The 14,016-nt window shown below is 58.9% G+C and carries 19 protein-coding genes and 1 riboswitch; of the genes, 13 read left to right on the top strand and 6 right to left on the bottom strand.

Going from position 1 to position 14,016, the window contains the following annotated elements; all coding sequences use genetic code 11:
* The first annotated feature begins 23 nt into the window (after positions 1 to 23).
* Positions 24 to 419: a lysozyme inhibitor LprI family protein gene (locus SPG90_RS03665; protein WP_045401798.1), complete on the top strand. Its 396-nt coding sequence runs from the start codon at positions 24 to 26 to the stop codon at positions 417 to 419.
* Here SPG90_RS03665 and rutR read toward each other — a convergent pair.
* Entirely contained in the window at positions 416 to 1,054 is a 639-nt protein-coding gene (gene rutR / locus SPG90_RS03660) for an HTH-type transcriptional regulator RutR (protein WP_023311087.1), read from the bottom strand. The genes SPG90_RS03665 and rutR overlap by 4 nt on opposite strands.
* A gap of 245 nt (positions 1,055 to 1,299) precedes the next feature.
* Between rutR and rutA the strand changes: the two genes are divergently transcribed.
* The 7 genes from rutA to rutG are packed head-to-tail and all read left to right on the top strand — an operon-like array spanning position 1,300 to position 6,734.
* Positions 1,300 to 2,391: a pyrimidine utilization protein A gene (gene rutA / locus SPG90_RS03655; RefSeq protein ID WP_023617762.1), complete on the top strand. Its 1,092-nt coding sequence runs from the start codon at positions 1,300 to 1,302 to the stop codon at positions 2,389 to 2,391.
* Entirely contained in the window at positions 2,391 to 3,080 is a 690-nt protein-coding gene (gene rutB / locus SPG90_RS03650; RefSeq protein ID WP_023311085.1) for a pyrimidine utilization protein B, read from the top strand. Before rutA ends, rutB begins: the two co-directional genes overlap by 1 nt.
* 11 nt (positions 3,081 to 3,091) lie before the next feature.
* A complete protein-coding gene (rutC, locus tag SPG90_RS03645; RefSeq protein ID WP_010429508.1) occupies positions 3,092 to 3,478 on the top strand; it encodes a pyrimidine utilization protein C in 387 nt (128 codons plus the stop codon).
* Positions 3,479 to 3,485: 7 nt separating this feature from the next.
* A complete protein-coding gene (rutD, locus tag SPG90_RS03640) occupies positions 3,486 to 4,286 on the top strand; it encodes a pyrimidine utilization protein D (protein WP_322407937.1) in 801 nt (266 codons plus the stop codon).
* Positions 4,287 to 4,295: 9 nt separating this feature from the next.
* Positions 4,296 to 4,886, top strand: a complete 591-nt coding sequence (locus SPG90_RS03635) for a malonic semialdehyde reductase (RefSeq protein WP_045401786.1) — start codon at positions 4,296 to 4,298, stop codon at positions 4,884 to 4,886.
* 9 nt (positions 4,887 to 4,895) lie between these two features.
* A complete protein-coding gene (gene rutF, locus SPG90_RS03630) occupies positions 4,896 to 5,390 on the top strand; it encodes an NADH-dependent FMN reductase RutF (protein WP_023311082.1) in 495 nt (164 codons plus the stop codon).
* A 21-nt stretch (positions 5,391 to 5,411) separates the two neighbouring features.
* A complete protein-coding gene (gene rutG / locus SPG90_RS03625) occupies positions 5,412 to 6,734 on the top strand; it encodes a pyrimidine utilization transport protein G (protein WP_322407936.1) in 1,323 nt (440 codons plus the stop codon).
* Here the strand turns inward: rutG and SPG90_RS03620 are convergent.
* A complete protein-coding gene (locus tag SPG90_RS03620) occupies positions 6,722 to 7,645 on the bottom strand; it encodes a DMT family transporter (protein ID WP_063439637.1) in 924 nt (307 codons plus the stop codon). The two genes, rutG and SPG90_RS03620, sit on opposite strands and share 13 nt — an antisense overlap.
* A gap of 117 nt (positions 7,646 to 7,762) precedes the next feature.
* The gene (locus SPG90_RS03615; protein ID WP_023311077.1) at positions 7,763 to 7,933 is read right to left on the bottom strand and encodes a general stress protein; all 171 of its coding nucleotides are present in this window, start codon (positions 7,931 to 7,933) and stop codon (positions 7,763 to 7,765) included.
* 391 nt (positions 7,934 to 8,324) lie between these two features.
* Here SPG90_RS03615 and wrbA point away from each other — a divergent pair, with 391 nt between their 5' ends.
* Together wrbA and SPG90_RS03605 are read left to right on the top strand one after the other, a co-directional pair.
* Positions 8,325 to 8,921 carry an NAD(P)H:quinone oxidoreductase gene (gene wrbA / locus SPG90_RS03610; RefSeq protein ID WP_023311076.1) on the top strand — a complete coding sequence of 199 codons (597 nt, stop codon included), beginning with the start codon at positions 8,325 to 8,327 and terminating at the stop codon, positions 8,919 to 8,921.
* Between the two features lie 20 nt (positions 8,922 to 8,941).
* On the top strand, positions 8,942 to 9,169 hold the full coding sequence (locus SPG90_RS03605) for a YccJ family protein (RefSeq protein ID WP_322407935.1): 228 nt from the start codon (positions 8,942 to 8,944) through the stop codon (positions 9,167 to 9,169).
* A gap of 33 nt (positions 9,170 to 9,202) precedes the next feature.
* Here the strand turns inward: SPG90_RS03605 and agp are convergent, their stop codons facing one another.
* Positions 9,203 to 10,444 (bottom strand): bifunctional glucose-1-phosphatase/inositol phosphatase, encoded by a 1,242-nt coding sequence (gene agp, locus SPG90_RS03600; protein WP_045401775.1) that lies wholly within the window; start codon positions 10,442 to 10,444, stop codon positions 9,203 to 9,205.
* A 152-nt stretch (positions 10,445 to 10,596) separates the two neighbouring features.
* On the opposite strand from agp, the gene SPG90_RS03595 reads away from it, so the two are divergent.
* Positions 10,597 to 11,040 (top strand): winged helix-turn-helix transcriptional regulator, encoded by a 444-nt coding sequence (locus SPG90_RS03595; RefSeq protein ID WP_047173168.1) that lies wholly within the window; start codon positions 10,597 to 10,599, stop codon positions 11,038 to 11,040.
* A gap of 125 nt (positions 11,041 to 11,165) precedes the next feature.
* On the top strand, positions 11,166 to 11,960 hold the full coding sequence (locus SPG90_RS03590; RefSeq protein ID WP_023311073.1) for an SDR family NAD(P)-dependent oxidoreductase: 795 nt from the start codon (positions 11,166 to 11,168) through the stop codon (positions 11,958 to 11,960).
* Between the two features lies 1 nt (position 11,961).
* Here SPG90_RS03590 and SPG90_RS03585 read toward each other — a convergent pair whose 3' ends face one another.
* Complete coding sequence (locus SPG90_RS03585) at positions 11,962 to 12,321, bottom strand: winged helix-turn-helix transcriptional regulator (protein ID WP_033145157.1); 360 nt, start codon at positions 12,319 to 12,321, stop codon at positions 11,962 to 11,964.
* 100 nt (positions 12,322 to 12,421) lie between these two features.
* On the opposite strand from SPG90_RS03585, the gene SPG90_RS03580 reads away from it, so the two are divergent.
* Positions 12,422 to 13,171 carry an SDR family oxidoreductase gene (locus SPG90_RS03580; RefSeq protein WP_047173167.1) on the top strand — a complete coding sequence of 250 codons (750 nt, stop codon included), beginning with the start codon at positions 12,422 to 12,424 and terminating at the stop codon, positions 13,169 to 13,171.
* Between the two features lies 1 nt (position 13,172).
* On the opposite strand, the gene SPG90_RS03575 is transcribed toward SPG90_RS03580, so the two are convergent.
* Positions 13,173 to 13,676 carry a DedA family protein gene (locus tag SPG90_RS03575; RefSeq protein ID WP_045401766.1) on the bottom strand — a complete coding sequence of 168 codons (504 nt, stop codon included), beginning with the start codon at positions 13,674 to 13,676 and terminating at the stop codon, positions 13,173 to 13,175.
* 159 nt (positions 13,677 to 13,835) lie between these two features.
* Positions 13,836 to 14,005: riboswitch (M-box (ykoK) riboswitch) on the top strand.
* Positions 14,006 to 14,016 lie beyond the last annotated feature (11 nt).

Genomic DNA, 14,016 nt, shown 5'->3' with positions numbered 1-14,016 from the left:
AGCCTTATTTTATTGGGGAGTATATGAAACGATATCTTATCGCCAGTGCGGCACTGCTGCTGAGCGCCAGCGCGCTGGCCGACGAGTGCGACAACGCGACCACCCAGCTTGAACTGAATACCTGTAGCGCGCAGCAGTACCAGGCTGCCGATAAAAAGCTTAACCAGACGTATCAGGCCGCCGTTAAGCGCGCTGCTGCACCCCAGCGCGACCTGCTGAAAAAAGCGCAGCAGGCGTGGATTACCCTGCGCGATGCGGACTGCGCTTTTATCGGTTCGGGGACAGAAGGCGGGAGCGTCCAGCCAATGATTGTTAACCAGTGCCTGGCGGAAAAAACCGTGGAGCGCGAAGCGTTTCTGGCCTCGCTGATGCAGTGTGAAGAGGGCGACTTAAGCTGCCCTCTCCCGCCGGGAAACTAGCGCAGGCGGATCCCTTCGATAATCATCCGCTGCACGTTTTCCAGAGTGCTGTGGAAAAACGCCTCGTCCTGGAGCGTTTTACCGGTCACCGCCTCAACCTGGGCCGCAAAGTCAGCGTAATGCTGGGTGGAGGCCCAAATCATAAAGATCAGATGATGCGGGTCGACCGGGGCCAGCTTTCCGCTGGCGACCCATCCGGCAATAATGGCCGACTTATCGTCCACCAGCTGTTTTAAATCTCCGGTTAATTCCGCCTGCAGCAGCGGCGCGCCCTGCAGCATCTCAAGACAAAACAGTCGCGACGCCTGCGGGTAATCGCGCGACACCTCCAGCTTCAGGCGAATATACTCTTTGATCGCCACCAGCGGGGCCAGCTCTGCGCGGAACGCTTTGAGGGGCGCCAGCCAGATATCGAGGATCTGCTGCATCACCGCCACATAGAGCGCCTCTTTCGACGGGTAATAGTAAAGCAGATTGGTTTTGGATACGCCGGACTGCTCCGCCACCTGCTCCAGGCGCGTGCCGTGAATACCAAACTGCGAAAAAGTCTCCAGCGCCGCGCTGAGGATCGCCTGCTTCTTGGCGCTCACCGCCTGCGAACGTTTACCTGGTGTTTTCACTGCGCCTTGTGTCATTCCCGCTCTCCTTATTCTGCGTTGCCCTCAGCATAGCAAAACCCCCGTCTCCCCACGACACCCTGCACTCCGATCGCGCATGAATGCCTGTTTTCTGTGCAATGTTTTTGACCAGTTAGTCCACATTTGACCGCATCAATCCACCAACTTCTAATTAACACATTAATAACACAGCCATTTTAAAAACTGGCACTGCCTTTGCAAAAACACCGTTACACCTGCGACGTAATGAAGAGAGGTTCGTGATGAAAATTGGCGTATTTGTACCCATCGGCAACAACGGCTGGCTTATCTCGACCACTGCACCGCAATACATGCCGACCTTTGAGCTCAATAAAGCCATCGTGCAGAAAGCGGAACACTACCATTTCGACTTTGCGCTTTCGATGATCAAGCTGCGCGGCTTTGGCGGCAAAACCGAATTCTGGGACCACAACCTGGAGTCCTTTACCCTGATGGCCGGGCTGGCCGCGGTCACCTCGCGGATCCAAATCTACGCCACCGCCGCCACCCTCACCCTGCCCCCGGCAATCGTCGCGCGCATGGCCTCCACCATCGACTCGATCTCCGGCGGGCGCTTTGGCGTCAACCTGGTCACCGGCTGGCAAAAACCGGAGTACGAGCAGATGGGGCTCTGGCCGGGTGACGACTACTTCTCGCGTCGCTACGACTACCTGACCGAATACGTGCAGGTGCTGCGCGACCTGTGGGGGACCGGCAAAAGCGATTTCAAGGGCGATTTCTTCACCATGAACGACTGCCGCGTCAGCCCGCAGCCGTCGGTGCCGATGAAGGTGATTTGCGCCGGACAAAGCGACGCGGGGATGGAATTTTCCGCCAAATACGCCGACTTCAACTTCTGCTTCGGTAAAGGGGTGAATACGCCTGCCGCCTTCGCCCCGACCGCCGCGCGGATGAAAGAGGCCGCCGATAAAACCGGGCGCGACGTGGGCTCCTACGTGCTGTTTATGGTCATTGCCGACGAAACCGACGACGCCGCGCGCGCCAAATGGGAGCGCTATAAGGATGGTGCCGACGAGGAGGCCCTGAGCTGGCTGACCGAGCAGAGCCAGAAGGATACCCGCTCCGGGGCAGATACCAACGTTCGCCAGATGGCCGATCCGACCTCCGCCGTCAATATCAACATGGGCACCCTGGTCGGCTCGTACGCCAGCGTCGCCAGAATGCTGGACGAAGTGGCGGCCGTGCCCGGTGCGGAAGGCGTTCTGCTGACCTTCGACGATTTCCTCACCGGCGTGGAGACCTTCGGCGAACGCATCCAGCCGCTGATGCAGTGCCGCGCCCACATCCCCGCCGTCACGAAGGAGGTGGCGTAATGACGACCCTTAACGCACGCCCGGAAGCTATTACCTTCGCGCCCCAGCAGAGCGCGCTGATCGTGGTGGACATGCAAAACGCCTACGCCAGCCAGGGCGGCTATCTGGATCTGGCGGGGTTCGACGTCTCCGCCACCCGGCCGGTGATTGAGAACATTAAAACCGCCGTCGCCGCCGCGCGCGCCGCGGGCATGCTCATCATCTGGTTCCAGAACGGCTGGGATGACCAGTACGTCGAGGCCGGCGGCCCCGGCTCGCCCAACTTCCACAAGTCGAACGCCCTGAAAACCATGCGTAAACGGCCCGAACTGCAGGGCAAGCTGCTGGCGAAAGGCGGCTGGGACTATCAGCTGGTGGATGAACTGGTACCGCAGGCGGGCGATATTGTCCTGCCCAAACCGCGCTACAGCGGCTTTTTCAACACGCCGCTCGATAGCCTGCTGCGCAGCCGGGGCATTCGCCATCTGATATTCACCGGGATCGCCACCAACGTCTGCGTGGAGTCGACCCTGCGCGACGGCTTTTTCCTCGAGTATTTTGGCGTGGTGCTGGAAGACGCGACCCACCAGGCCGGGCCGGAATTCGCCCAGAAAGCGGCCCTGTTCAATATCGAAACCTTTTTTGGCTGGGTCAGTAACGTTGCAGATTTCTGCGACGCCCTGAATCCCCCGCTTGCCCGTATCGCCTGAGGAGATACCTGATGCCAAAATCTGTGATTATTCCGCCGGGCACCAGCACGCCGATTGCCCCTTTTGTCCCCGGCACACTCGCCGACGGCGTGGTGTATGTCTCCGGCACGCTGCCGTTTGATAAAGACAACAACGTGGTGTTTATCAACGACCCAAAGGCGCAAACCCGCCACGTGCTGGAGACGATCAAAACCGTGATCGAAACGGCGGGTGGCACGATGGAGGATGTGACCTTCAACAGCATCTTTATCACCGACTGGAAAAACTACGCCGCGATTAACGAGATTTACGCCGAGTTCTTCCCCGGCGATAAACCGGCGCGGTTCTGCATTCAGTGCGGGCTGGTGAAGCCAGAGGCGCTGGTTGAAATCGCCACCGTTGCGCACATCGCGAAGTGAGGCAGGTATGAAACTTTCCGTCTCGCCGCCCCCGTATGAAGGCGCGCCCGTGGTGGTCTTTATTTCCGGTCTCGGCGGCAGCGGCAGCTACTGGCTGCCCCAGCTGGCCGCGCTGGAGCCGGAGTATCAGGTGGTGTGCTATGACCAGCTCGGAACGGGCAATAACCCCGCCACCCTGCCGGAAGACTACAGCCTTGCGCAGATGGCGGACGAGCTGGCCCGGGCGCTGGCGGATGCCGGGATTGAACGCTACAGCGTCGTGGGGCACGCGCTGGGGGCGCTGGTCGGCCTGCAGCTGGCCCTCGACAGGCCCGACGTTCTCGCCGCGCTGGTGTGCGTTAACGGCTGGTTGACCCTCAACGCCCACACCCGGCGCTGCTTTCAGGTCCGCGAGCGCCTGCTGCATTACGGCGGCGCACAGGCGTGGGTCGAGGCGCAGCCGCTGTTTCTCTATCCGGCGGACTGGATGGCCGCCCGCGCCCCCCGTCTTGAGGCCGAAGAAGCGCTGGCGCTGGCCCATTTCCAGGGCAAAACTAACCTGCTGCACAGGCTTAGCGCCCTGAAAAAGGCCGACTTCAGCCGCCATGCGGCGCGCATTCGCTGCCCGGTACAGATCATCTGCTCCGCCGACGACATGCTGGTGCCCGCGGTTTGCTCGTCTGAACTGCAGGCGGCGATCCCGCACAGCCACGTCGCGGTGATGCGCCAGGGCGGGCATGCCTGCAACGTCACCGAGCCGGATACCTTCAACACCCTGCTGCTGAACGGGCTTGCCAGCCTGCTCCACAGCCCGGAACCCGCTTTATAAGGAGCTTTAATGAGCGAAGCCATTACCCCCGCCGCGCTGGAAACGCTGTTCACCGGCGCCCGCACCCATAACGGCTGGCAGAATATGCCCGTCAGCGACGAAACGCTGCGCGAAATCTACAACCTGATGAAATGGGGGCCAACGTCCGCCAACTGCTCCCCGGCGCGCATTGTGTTTGTGCGAAGCGCGGAGGGAAAAGAGAAGCTGCGCCCGGCGCTCTCCAGCGGCAACCTCGAGAAAACGCTCACCGCCCCGGTCACGGCGATTGTCGCCTGGGACGGTGAATTCTACGAGCGCCTGCCCGAGCTGTTCCCGCACGGCGATGCAAAGAGCTGGTTTACCGCAAGCCCCGCGCTGGCGGAAGAGACCGCCTTTCGCAACAGCTCGCTGCAGGCTGCCTACCTGATCTTCGCCTGTCGCGCGCTGGGGCTGGACACCGGTCCGATGTCGGGCTTTGACCGTCAAAAGGTCGACGAAGCCTTTTTCACCGGCACGACGCTTAAAAGCAATCTGCTGATCAATATTGGCTACGGCGACACGAACAAACTGTACGGGCGTCTGCCGCGCCTGGACTTCGAGGATGCCTGCGGTCTGGCGTAAGGAGCGATGATGACAACACCGGATAAACAAACCTTTCGCGACGCCATGGCCTGCGTTGGCGCGGCGGTCAATATCATCACCACCGACGGCCCGGCGGGGATGGCAGGCTTCACCGCCAGCGCGGTGTGCAGCGTAACGGATTCACCGCCCACCCTGCTGGTGTGCCTGAACCGCGGCGCGTCCGTCTGGCCAACGTTTAGCGAAAACCGCACCCTTTGCGTGAATACCCTGAGCGCCGGACAGGAGCCTTTATCTAACCTGTTTGGCGGGAAAACGCCGATGGCGGAACGCTTTGCCGCCGCACGCTGGCAGACGGGCGACACGGGCTGTCCGCGCCTGGAAGATGCGCTGGCCTCGTTTGACTGCCGCATCAGCCAGGTAGTGAGCGTCGGCACCCACGACATTCTGTTTTGCGACATTATTTCGATTATTCGCCACCCCGCGCCGCAAGGGCTGGTGTGGTTTGACCGCGGCTATCACGCGCTTATGCGACCCGCCTGTTAACCCGCCTTAAGGAGACAGACCATGTTCGGATTTCCCCACTGGCAGTTGAAATCGACCTCCACAGAAGCAGGCGTGGTCGCGCCGGATGAACGTCTTCCGCTCGGGCAGACGATGGTGATGGGCGTCCAGCACGCGGTCGCCATGTTTGGCGCCACGGTGCTGATGCCGATGCTGATGGGACTCGATCCCAACCTGTCTATTCTGATGTCGGGTATCGGTACCCTGCTGTTCTTTTTCGTCACCGGCGGGCGCGTGCCCAGCTATCTCGGCTCCAGCGCCGCCTTTGTGGGCGTCGTCATCGCCACCACCGGGTTTAACGGCCAGGGGATCAACCCCAACCTGAGCGTGGCCCTCGGCGGCATCATCGCCTGTGGTCTGGTCTACACCCTGATTGGTCTGGTGGTGATGAAAATCGGCACGCGCTGGATCGAGCGAATGATGCCTCCCGTCGTGACGGGCGCCGTGGTGATGGCGATAGGCCTCAACCTCGCGCCAATTGCGGTCAGGAGCGTCTCCGCCTCGCCGTTTGAAAGCTGGATGGCGGTGATCACGGTGCTGTGCATCGGCCTGGTGGCGGTGTTCACGCGCGGCATGATTCAGCGGCTGCTGATTCTGGTCGGACTCATCGTGGCTTGCCTGGTCTACGCCCTGCTGGCCAACGTTTTCGGTCTGGGCAAGTCGGTTGACTTTACGCTGCTCCACCAGGCCGCCTGGTTCGGCCTGCCGAAGGTGACCTCGCCCACCTTTAACACCCAGGCGATGATGCTTATCGCACCGGTGGCGGTGATCCTGGTGGCGGAGAACTTAGGCCACCTGAAAGCGGTTGCGGGGATGACCGGGCGCAGCATGGATCCGTACATGGGCCGCGCGTTCGTCGGTGACGGTCTGGCGACCATGCTCTCCGGCTCCGTAGGCGGCAGCGGCGTCACCACCTATGCTGAAAACATCGGCGTGATGGCGGTGACCAAGGTCTACTCGACGCTGGTCTTCGTGGCGGCGGCGGTGATGGCGATGCTGCTCGGCTTCTCACCGAAGTTCGGCGCGCTAATCCACACTATTCCGTCCCCGGTCATCGGCGGGGCATCGATTGTGGTGTTTGGGCTGATCGCCGTAGCCGGCGCGCGCATCTGGGTGCAGCATCGGGTCGATCTCAGCCAGAACGGCAACCTGATTATGGTGGCGGTCACGCTGGTGCTGGGCGCGGGTGATTTTGCCCTGACGCTGGGCGGCTTTACGATTGGTGGGATTGGCACGGCGACCTTCGGCGCGATCCTGCTTAACGCCCTGCTGAGCCGCCGGATGGCCGCCGCGCCGCAGGGCGCCGTAGTGCATCAGGATTCCTGATTTAACGCCGCGCTGTCATTTTCTGGCAGCGCGTTTTTCTTCCGTTTGAGCTTTAACTCGCTCACCAGCACCCCGGCGACAATAAATGCCGCGCCCACCAGCGCCAGAAGCGGCAAGCGCTCACCTGCGATGCGTCCGAAAATCCCCGCCCAGACCGGTTCGCCGGTATAAATCACCGTCGCGCGGGTTGGCGATACGCTGCGCTGCGCCCAGTTCATAGTGACCTGAATAATGGCGCTGAAGATACCCAGCCCCAGTGCGACCACCACCAGGCCGGTGGACATCGGCGGCACGGATTCCCCTGCCGGAACCATTGTCGCAAACGCCACCAGCGACGCCGTGGCGAGCTGCACCACCGTCACCCGTTTGACGTCGACCTTGCCCGCCCAGGCGCTAATCAGAATAATTTCCGCCGCAATGGCAATAGCCCCAATCAGGGTGATGATTTCGCCCGGCCCCAGCGCAAGCAGGTTGTTTTCCGGCCCGGCCAGTAAGATCAGGCCGATAAACGCCAGCACGATGCCAATACAGGACATTAGCCCCGGCAGCCGCCCCAGGCACAGCCACTGCAGTAGCGGCACCAGCGGCACATACATGGCGGTGATAAACGCGGATTTACTGCTGGAGATGGTCTGCAATCCCCACGTCTGCAGGCTGTAGCCCATCGCTATCGCCACCCCGATCGCCACGCCGGCCTTAAGTTCTTTCAGCGTCAGTCCCCGCAGCGTTTTAAGCGAAATTAGCCCCACGGCAAGTGCCGCCGTCGCAAAGCGCAGGCCAACAAAAAAGAACGGATCGCTGAGGGTCACCGCGTACTGAACGGCCAGAAACGTCCCGCCCCAGAACATGGTGATGAGAATGAGGATGGCTTCCTGCGGTTTAACGGAGAATTTGAAGCGTGAGACAGACATGCGGTACTCGCGGTTAAGATCAATTCTCTAGTGTGCGTTGCCTTTGGTTACAGTTCAATGTTGCAGAAATAAAAAAACCGCCGGGAGATCCCGGCGGCAGGGGTTCAACCCGGCGTGTTACTTACTGCTGCCGTGGCTGTTTTTACCCCCTTTCTTGCCAGCTTCAGATGCGCGTTGCGGGTCATTCTTGAAGTTGCCCCCGCTATGCTGGCCACCTTTACGGCCTGCTTCTGATGCTCTTTCACGGTCTTCTGCGAAATTACCTGAACCACCACGATGGTTTGCCATCTCTAACCTCCAGAATGTGAAACATTAGACATCATATCGCATTCAGTAAAAGAGGATTCTTTCACCTCGCGACACAAGGACAGAGCCTTTATCTGTGCCGCGTGAAACTAAGCTTAGTGAAATGCCGCTATCCGGCAAGCCGCAGGTAATATTCTGCAACATGAACTCAGCCTTTCGAGTGAGATGACGCGACGACGATTCATAAACCTTTCTTATCATTTCAAAAATCCGCCGCCAAAAAGTTGTTTCATTTTGCTACAAAGACTTTTTGTAACCATATTGTTATAAATCAAAGAAATGGCGTTCATTTTTGCAGTCTGGCCGTGATGACATATCTTTAAATGAGCGCAGCGATCCGCTGTCAGAAAAAACAAACGAGGAGTGATGCAAAATGGCAAAAGTTCTGGTGCTCTATTATTCCATGTATGGACACATTGAAACCATGGCTCACGCGGTAGCAGAAGGTGCGAACAGGGTTGATGGCGTTGAGGTTGTGGTGAAACGCGTACCGGAAACCATGCAGGCGGAAGCCTTCCTGAAAGCCGGGGGGAAAACGCAAAACGCCCCGGTCGCCACCCCGCAGGAGCTGGCGGACTATGATGCCATTATCTTCGGCACACCGACCCGCTTCGGCAATATGTCAGGCCAGATGCGCACCTTCCTCGATCAAACCGGCGGACTTTGGGCATCCGGCGCGCTCTACGGGAAACTCGCAAGCGTATTCAGCTCAACCGGCACCGGCGGCGGTCAGGAGCAGACGATTACCTCAACCTGGACTACCCTTGCTCATCACGGGATGGTGATTGTGCCGATTGGCTACGGCGCCCAGGAGCTGTTTGACATTTCCCAGGTGCGTGGCGGTACGCCGTACGGCGCAACCACCATTGCCGGTGGGGATGGCTCACGTCAGCCAAGCAATGAAGAACTGTCTATCGCCCGCTATCAGGGTGAATACGTCGCGGGTCTGGCCAAAAAACTGAACGGCTAACACCCAACAGGAGGACAAGCATGCCAACTCAAGAATCCAAAGCTCACCACGTGGGCGAATGGGCAAGTTTACGCAACACCTCTCCGGAGATTGCCGAAGCTATCTTTGAAGTCGCGAAATACGATGAAAAGCTGGCCGAGCAGATTTGGGATGAAGGTAACGATGAGGTGCTGGTGCGCGCCTTCGAAAAAACGGATAAAGACTCGCTCTTCTGGGGCGAGCAAACCATCGAACGTAAAAACGTCTAAGCGTTCCCCCCCGCCGCAGCGGGGGGTTCTCCTTTACTTCGCCGCGTTATTCATCACCGCATTGAATTTATCGACAGGACAGAAGCCGTTCGCATCCACCGGGCAGCCTTTCAGCTCCAGCGTCACGCGCTGCGCGGGGGACTTCAGCGATAGCACGCTGGCGTTACGCAGCTGCTCTGAACTCTGGTAGACATACTCAATTTTCATCAGCTCCTGATTGGCGTTTTTGTCATGCCAGCGCTGGAAGACAATCTTGCCGCCAATCGGGGTGCGCTCCTGCTGGTCGTGCAGCTGATAGGGTTTGAAATCCAGGGCCGTCAGCAGGGAAGCAATGTTCGAGTCATGCCCCACCAGCAGGGTGATCTTAGGCGCTTTCGCCTGCTCGGTGACCAGCGTTTTATCAATGTACTTCACCAGAGGTTTCGCCACGTTTTGCGCCACCTCGGTAGAGGTAAACAGCGAGTCCTGATAGCCGTTCTTCAGCTTAGACAGCACGCGCCACTGCTGGTCGGTTTTGATTTCGCCCCAAGCCACCTGGTCGGCCGGGAAGCCTTCGTAATACTGCAGCGTGAACGCATCCACCAGCGAGTTGCCCACCTTCAGCGGCCCGGATACGCCAGGCTCTTTTTCATAGTCGGCGCTGAAGGTATCTTTCGCGTCCGCCAGCGAGCAGACCTTTTTCTCCTTGCAGGACGGCGAATCGGCGTAGTTCGTCATCTGCTCCAGCAGCTTATAGCTTTCGGTAAGCTGCATTTTCTGCCGCTCGGACTCCATCGCCTTGAGCGCTTTTTCGCGGAATTCCGGCGAGTTATCGGTAATCACCGGATTAAAGGTGGGATCCATGGTGCCCATTTTGTCCTGATGATGCACGGGAACGTCGCAGCCCGGGAACGCGCCGGTGATGAAGAACTGCGCGGTGGCGACGGTACGCTGCAGACTGTTGGCGTAAGCATAAACGCTATCCGCCGCCGGGCATTCTCCCGTCTTCACCATCCCCTGCTGCGCCAGCCACTCGCGCATGTAATGGCCCATATAGACTTCCAGCACGCCGCCCTTGGTGGTGAGCTGACCGCCCGGCACCTCCCACTCCGGCCACTGCTTCGGCGTGGACTGCTCCAGCACGCTGCCGTTATTGGCGAGCGGCGCGCGCAGGTTGTGACGACTCATGATTAAAACTTGCTCCAGCTGATACCCTTCCGGCGTCTCTTGCGCCTGCACGCCAAACGTTGCTGAAATGGAACCGGCGACTGCCAGCGCGAGTAGTGCTTTTCTCATCCCTAATTCCTCACTCGTTTTAAAATGTCGCCTTCAGTGTGACAGATTGGTGACAATTTTCCGGGAAGCATTTCTCAAACTGATGATTAACGTGCTTACTGTGTGCACCAATAAGTTTTATAATAAAACCACACCCCACCGGAGAATTGACCGTGAAACGTACCCGCCTCGAAGAAAGCACCTGCCCCGTCGCCCGTTCGCTGGATATCATCGGCGACTGGTGGTCGCTGCTGATCGTGCGCGACGCGCTGCGCGGAATTAAACGCTTCGGCGAGTTCCAGAAAAGCCTTGGTATCGCCAAAAACATGCTGACCACGCGGCTAAAACTGCTGGTCGACGAAGGCATCCTCCGGCTTCAGCCCGCGTCCGACGGCAGCGCCTGGCAGGAGTATGTCCTGACCGAGAAGGGGCGCGCCCTGCAAACGGTGCTGGTTGCCCTCTCCCAGTGGGGGAATGAATTTTTGTTTGCTGAAAACGAATGCGGCACCGTTCTGGTCGATACCGAACAGCGCAAACCCCTGCGTAAACTGGCGCTTATCGCCGACGATGGCCGCGAACTGACGCCTGAAGAGATCGTGGCGAAACTCCCCTCCTGATAGTTCCCGACGGCAAAAGCACAAAATGCTCGCAAATATGGTTGCATTATAAAACCAAATAGCAGAGAGTTTATTCAGTTTCATCTTGAAACCAAATAACCCACTTTGCCTTGAGGTAACACACGATGACTACGCAAATCACCACCGCCCTGATTACGGGCGCCTCTTCCGGAATTGGTGCCGTTTATGCCGATCGCCTTGCCGCGCGCGGCGCTAACCTGGTACTGGTCGCCCGTCGCGAAGATCGCCTGAAAACCCTTGCCGCCGACCTTCGCGCGCGCTACGGCGTGGCCGTCGATATTCTGGTGGCCGATCTTACCGATGAACAGGGGATCCGCGCCGTGGAAGAGGAGCTGCGCAGCAATACCGCCATTGATACGCTCATTAACAACGCGGGCACCGCCCAGATGGCGCCGTTCCTCGCAGGCGATGTGGCGCAGCATCAGGCCATTAACACCCTGAACACCACGGCGCTGATGCGTCTGACCTACGCCATCCTGCCGCGCCTGGCGCAGAACAATCGCGGCACGCTGATCAATATCGCCTCGGTGTTAGCGCTGCACGTCCGCGCCGGTAGCGCGCTCTACAGCGCCACCAAGGCGTGGGTGTTGAGCTTTACCCGTGGGTTACAGGAAGAATTTGCCGACAGCAGCGTGCGCATTCAGGCTGTGCTGCCCGCCGCCACGGCGACGGAAATCTGGAGCCATTCGGGCGTCACGGTGAACGATCTGCCGGAAGGATCGGTGATGACCACCGACGATATGGTGGATGCATCGCTGGCGGGTCTGGATCAGGGTGAACCGATCACCATCCCGCCGATGCATGATGCCGGCCTGTGGGATCGCTACGAAGCGGCGCGTCTTGAGCTGTTCAACAGCGCGCGCACCGGCATTCCGGCACCGCGCTACGCAAAACAGTAGCCTAACGCTCAAGCTGGTCGCCGTACTCGCTCATCCAGGCGGCCAGCGGGGAGAGTGCGTCCTGCAGGGTTAACCCCAGCGCGGTGATTTGATACTCCACGCGCGGGGGGATCTCCGGGTAGACCGTCCGCGTCACCAGCCCGCGCTGCTCAAACAGGCGCAGCTGCTTCGTCAGCTCTTTCTGCGTGATGGGGGCAGCAGCCCGCAGCAGATCGCCAAAGCGTACGGGCGTGTTAAAGACAATCAGGCGGTAGAGAATGGGGATCGCCCATTTACCGGAAATCAGGTTAACAAACTGCGTCATCGGGCAGGTATACGCCTCAGTTTTTTTTTCGCAGCACACCTCCAGCATTTCTGCCATAGCACACCTCTTGCCTCTTTAGTATCCATTTGGTACCTGGTTTCCTTTCGATACTAACGTTTCTATAGTGCTTTCTCCAGAGACATTTCAGGAGAAGAACATGGGTCGTTTAACAGATAAATATACGCTGATTACCGGCGGCACCAGCGGCATCGGTCTTGCCACCGCGCAGGCGTTTATCGCCGAAGGCGCGCGCGTCGCCGTGACCGGACGCAACCCGGACACCCTCGCCGAAGCAGAACGTATTCTTGGCGATAAGGCCTGGGTGATCCCGACCGATGCGGGAGATATCGCCTCACAAAAAGCGCTGGCGGAAACCCTCGCCGCCCGCTGGCCACGCCTGGACGCGGTGTTTCTCAACGCCGGCGACGTAACGCACGCGCCGCTGGAAGCCTGGCAGGAGGAGGCGTGGGACCGCCTGATGGGCATCAACCTGAAGGGGCCGTTCTTTTTAATTCAGGCGCTGCTGCCGCTGCTGAATAACCCGTCGTCGGTGATCCTCTGCGGCTCGGTGAGCGCGCGTATCGGCCTGCCCACCAGCAGCGTGTATGCCGCGAGCAAGGCTGCCCTGCTGTCGCTGGCGCGCACGCTGTCGGCGGAGCTGCTGCCGCGCGGGATCCGCGTCAACGGCCTGAGCCCCGGTCCGGTGGAAACCCCGGCGTTTACCAAAACGGGCTTAAGCGAGGAGGCGCTTAACGCGATGATGGCGGAGATCATCAAGCTGGTGCCGCTCGGCAGAATGGGCTCGACGACGGAGCTGGCAAAAGCCGCGCTCTATCTGGCGTCCGACGAGTCGAGCTACACGGTGGGAACGGAGCTGCTGGTGGACGGCGGAATGGGGAGTTTGTAACTCAAAAGGCGCTGATGCCGGTGATAATGCCGACATACAGCGCCGCCCATGCGCAGGCGGAAAGCAGGCTGACGGCGTAGACCTTGACTGCATTCAGCCTGAGCATGCCCGCCGCCAGCGGCACGATGTAGCGCAACACCGCCAGAAAACGCGACGTAAACAGCACGATGACACCGTTCTTTTGCAACTGATGCTGTACCCGCAAGAACTTATCGGCATGCTTTGAGGTGAAACGCGTGACCAGCCGGGTGTGCCCCATCAGCTGGCCGATATGGTAGTTCAGCACCGAACCCGCCGTTGCCCCCAAAACTATGGCCAGCCACGCCAGTGCAGAATGCATGCTCGTCTGGCTAACGGTAATGCCCGCCAGCAGCATCACCGAGGCGGGCGGCAGCACGGAGGAGATCAGCACCGTCGATTTACTCAGCGCCATCACAAATAACAGCGCGAAAAGATGTGCCGGATACAGCGCAAAATGATTCAGCAGATTATCAAACCACGCCATTACCCTCTCCTTCGTTGATTATTTAATCCTCCATTAGAAATGAATTAACCTAAATAAACCCTCAACATTTTATTAATAAAAATCGTCTAAACCGTTCTTAAACATTATTTAATTTTCTGAGCGGTAAATTTAAATAAGCGTATTATTCCTCTCGTTTTACAACGATCTCGTTATGGCGAGGCTCCTGTACAAATACACGTTATCGCTCTGGTAGGTTCGAGAGAACCGACACAGGGTAAAACAGGCACTGTCGAATCAAGGCTTTGTCAGTATAACTTCCCTCGCGGGATACGGTGTACAGTGCTGAACCCAGGACGTGGGGATCTCCTCTTCGACATGC

Origin of the sequence: Enterobacter sp. D2, assembly GCF_034427575.1 — a bacterium.
Classification (GTDB): domain Bacteria; phylum Pseudomonadota; class Gammaproteobacteria; order Enterobacterales; family Enterobacteriaceae; genus Enterobacter; species Enterobacter cloacae_M.
This window is presented reverse-complemented; position numbering and strand designations above follow the sequence as displayed.

Coding starts and splice junctions, on each gene's coding strand:
- SPG90_RS03590 (WP_023311073.1), top strand. CDS start 11,166: ATGACTACGCAAATCACCACCGCCCTGATTACGGGCGCCTCTTCCGGA.
- SPG90_RS03585 (WP_033145157.1), bottom strand. CDS start 12,321: ATGGCAGAAATGCTGGAGGTGTGCTGCGAAAAAAAAACTGAGGCGTAT.
- SPG90_RS03620 (WP_063439637.1), bottom strand. CDS start 7,645: ATGTCTGTCTCACGCTTCAAATTCTCCGTTAAACCGCAGGAAGCCATC.
- SPG90_RS03635 (WP_045401786.1), top strand. CDS start 4,296: ATGAGCGAAGCCATTACCCCCGCCGCGCTGGAAACGCTGTTCACCGGC.
- SPG90_RS03605 (WP_322407935.1), top strand. CDS start 8,942: ATGCCAACTCAAGAATCCAAAGCTCACCACGTGGGCGAATGGGCAAGT.
- rutA (WP_023617762.1), top strand. CDS start 1,300: ATGAAAATTGGCGTATTTGTACCCATCGGCAACAACGGCTGGCTTATC.
- SPG90_RS03665 (WP_045401798.1), top strand. CDS start 24: ATGAAACGATATCTTATCGCCAGTGCGGCACTGCTGCTGAGCGCCAGC.
- SPG90_RS03615 (WP_023311077.1), bottom strand. CDS start 7,933: ATGGCAAACCATCGTGGTGGTTCAGGTAATTTCGCAGAAGACCGTGAA.
- agp (WP_045401775.1), bottom strand. CDS start 10,444: ATGAGAAAAGCACTACTCGCGCTGGCAGTCGCCGGTTCCATTTCAGCA.
- SPG90_RS03575 (WP_045401766.1), bottom strand. CDS start 13,676: ATGGCGTGGTTTGATAATCTGCTGAATCATTTTGCGCTGTATCCGGCA.
- rutB (WP_023311085.1), top strand. CDS start 2,391: ATGACGACCCTTAACGCACGCCCGGAAGCTATTACCTTCGCGCCCCAG.
- rutC (WP_010429508.1), top strand. CDS start 3,092: ATGCCAAAATCTGTGATTATTCCGCCGGGCACCAGCACGCCGATTGCC.
- rutD (WP_322407937.1), top strand. CDS start 3,486: ATGAAACTTTCCGTCTCGCCGCCCCCGTATGAAGGCGCGCCCGTGGTG.
- wrbA (WP_023311076.1), top strand. CDS start 8,325: ATGGCAAAAGTTCTGGTGCTCTATTATTCCATGTATGGACACATTGAA.
- rutG (WP_322407936.1), top strand. CDS start 5,412: ATGTTCGGATTTCCCCACTGGCAGTTGAAATCGACCTCCACAGAAGCA.
- SPG90_RS03580 (WP_047173167.1), top strand. CDS start 12,422: ATGGGTCGTTTAACAGATAAATATACGCTGATTACCGGCGGCACCAGC.
- rutR (WP_023311087.1), bottom strand. CDS start 1,054: ATGACACAAGGCGCAGTGAAAACACCAGGTAAACGTTCGCAGGCGGTG.
- rutF (WP_023311082.1), top strand. CDS start 4,896: ATGACAACACCGGATAAACAAACCTTTCGCGACGCCATGGCCTGCGTT.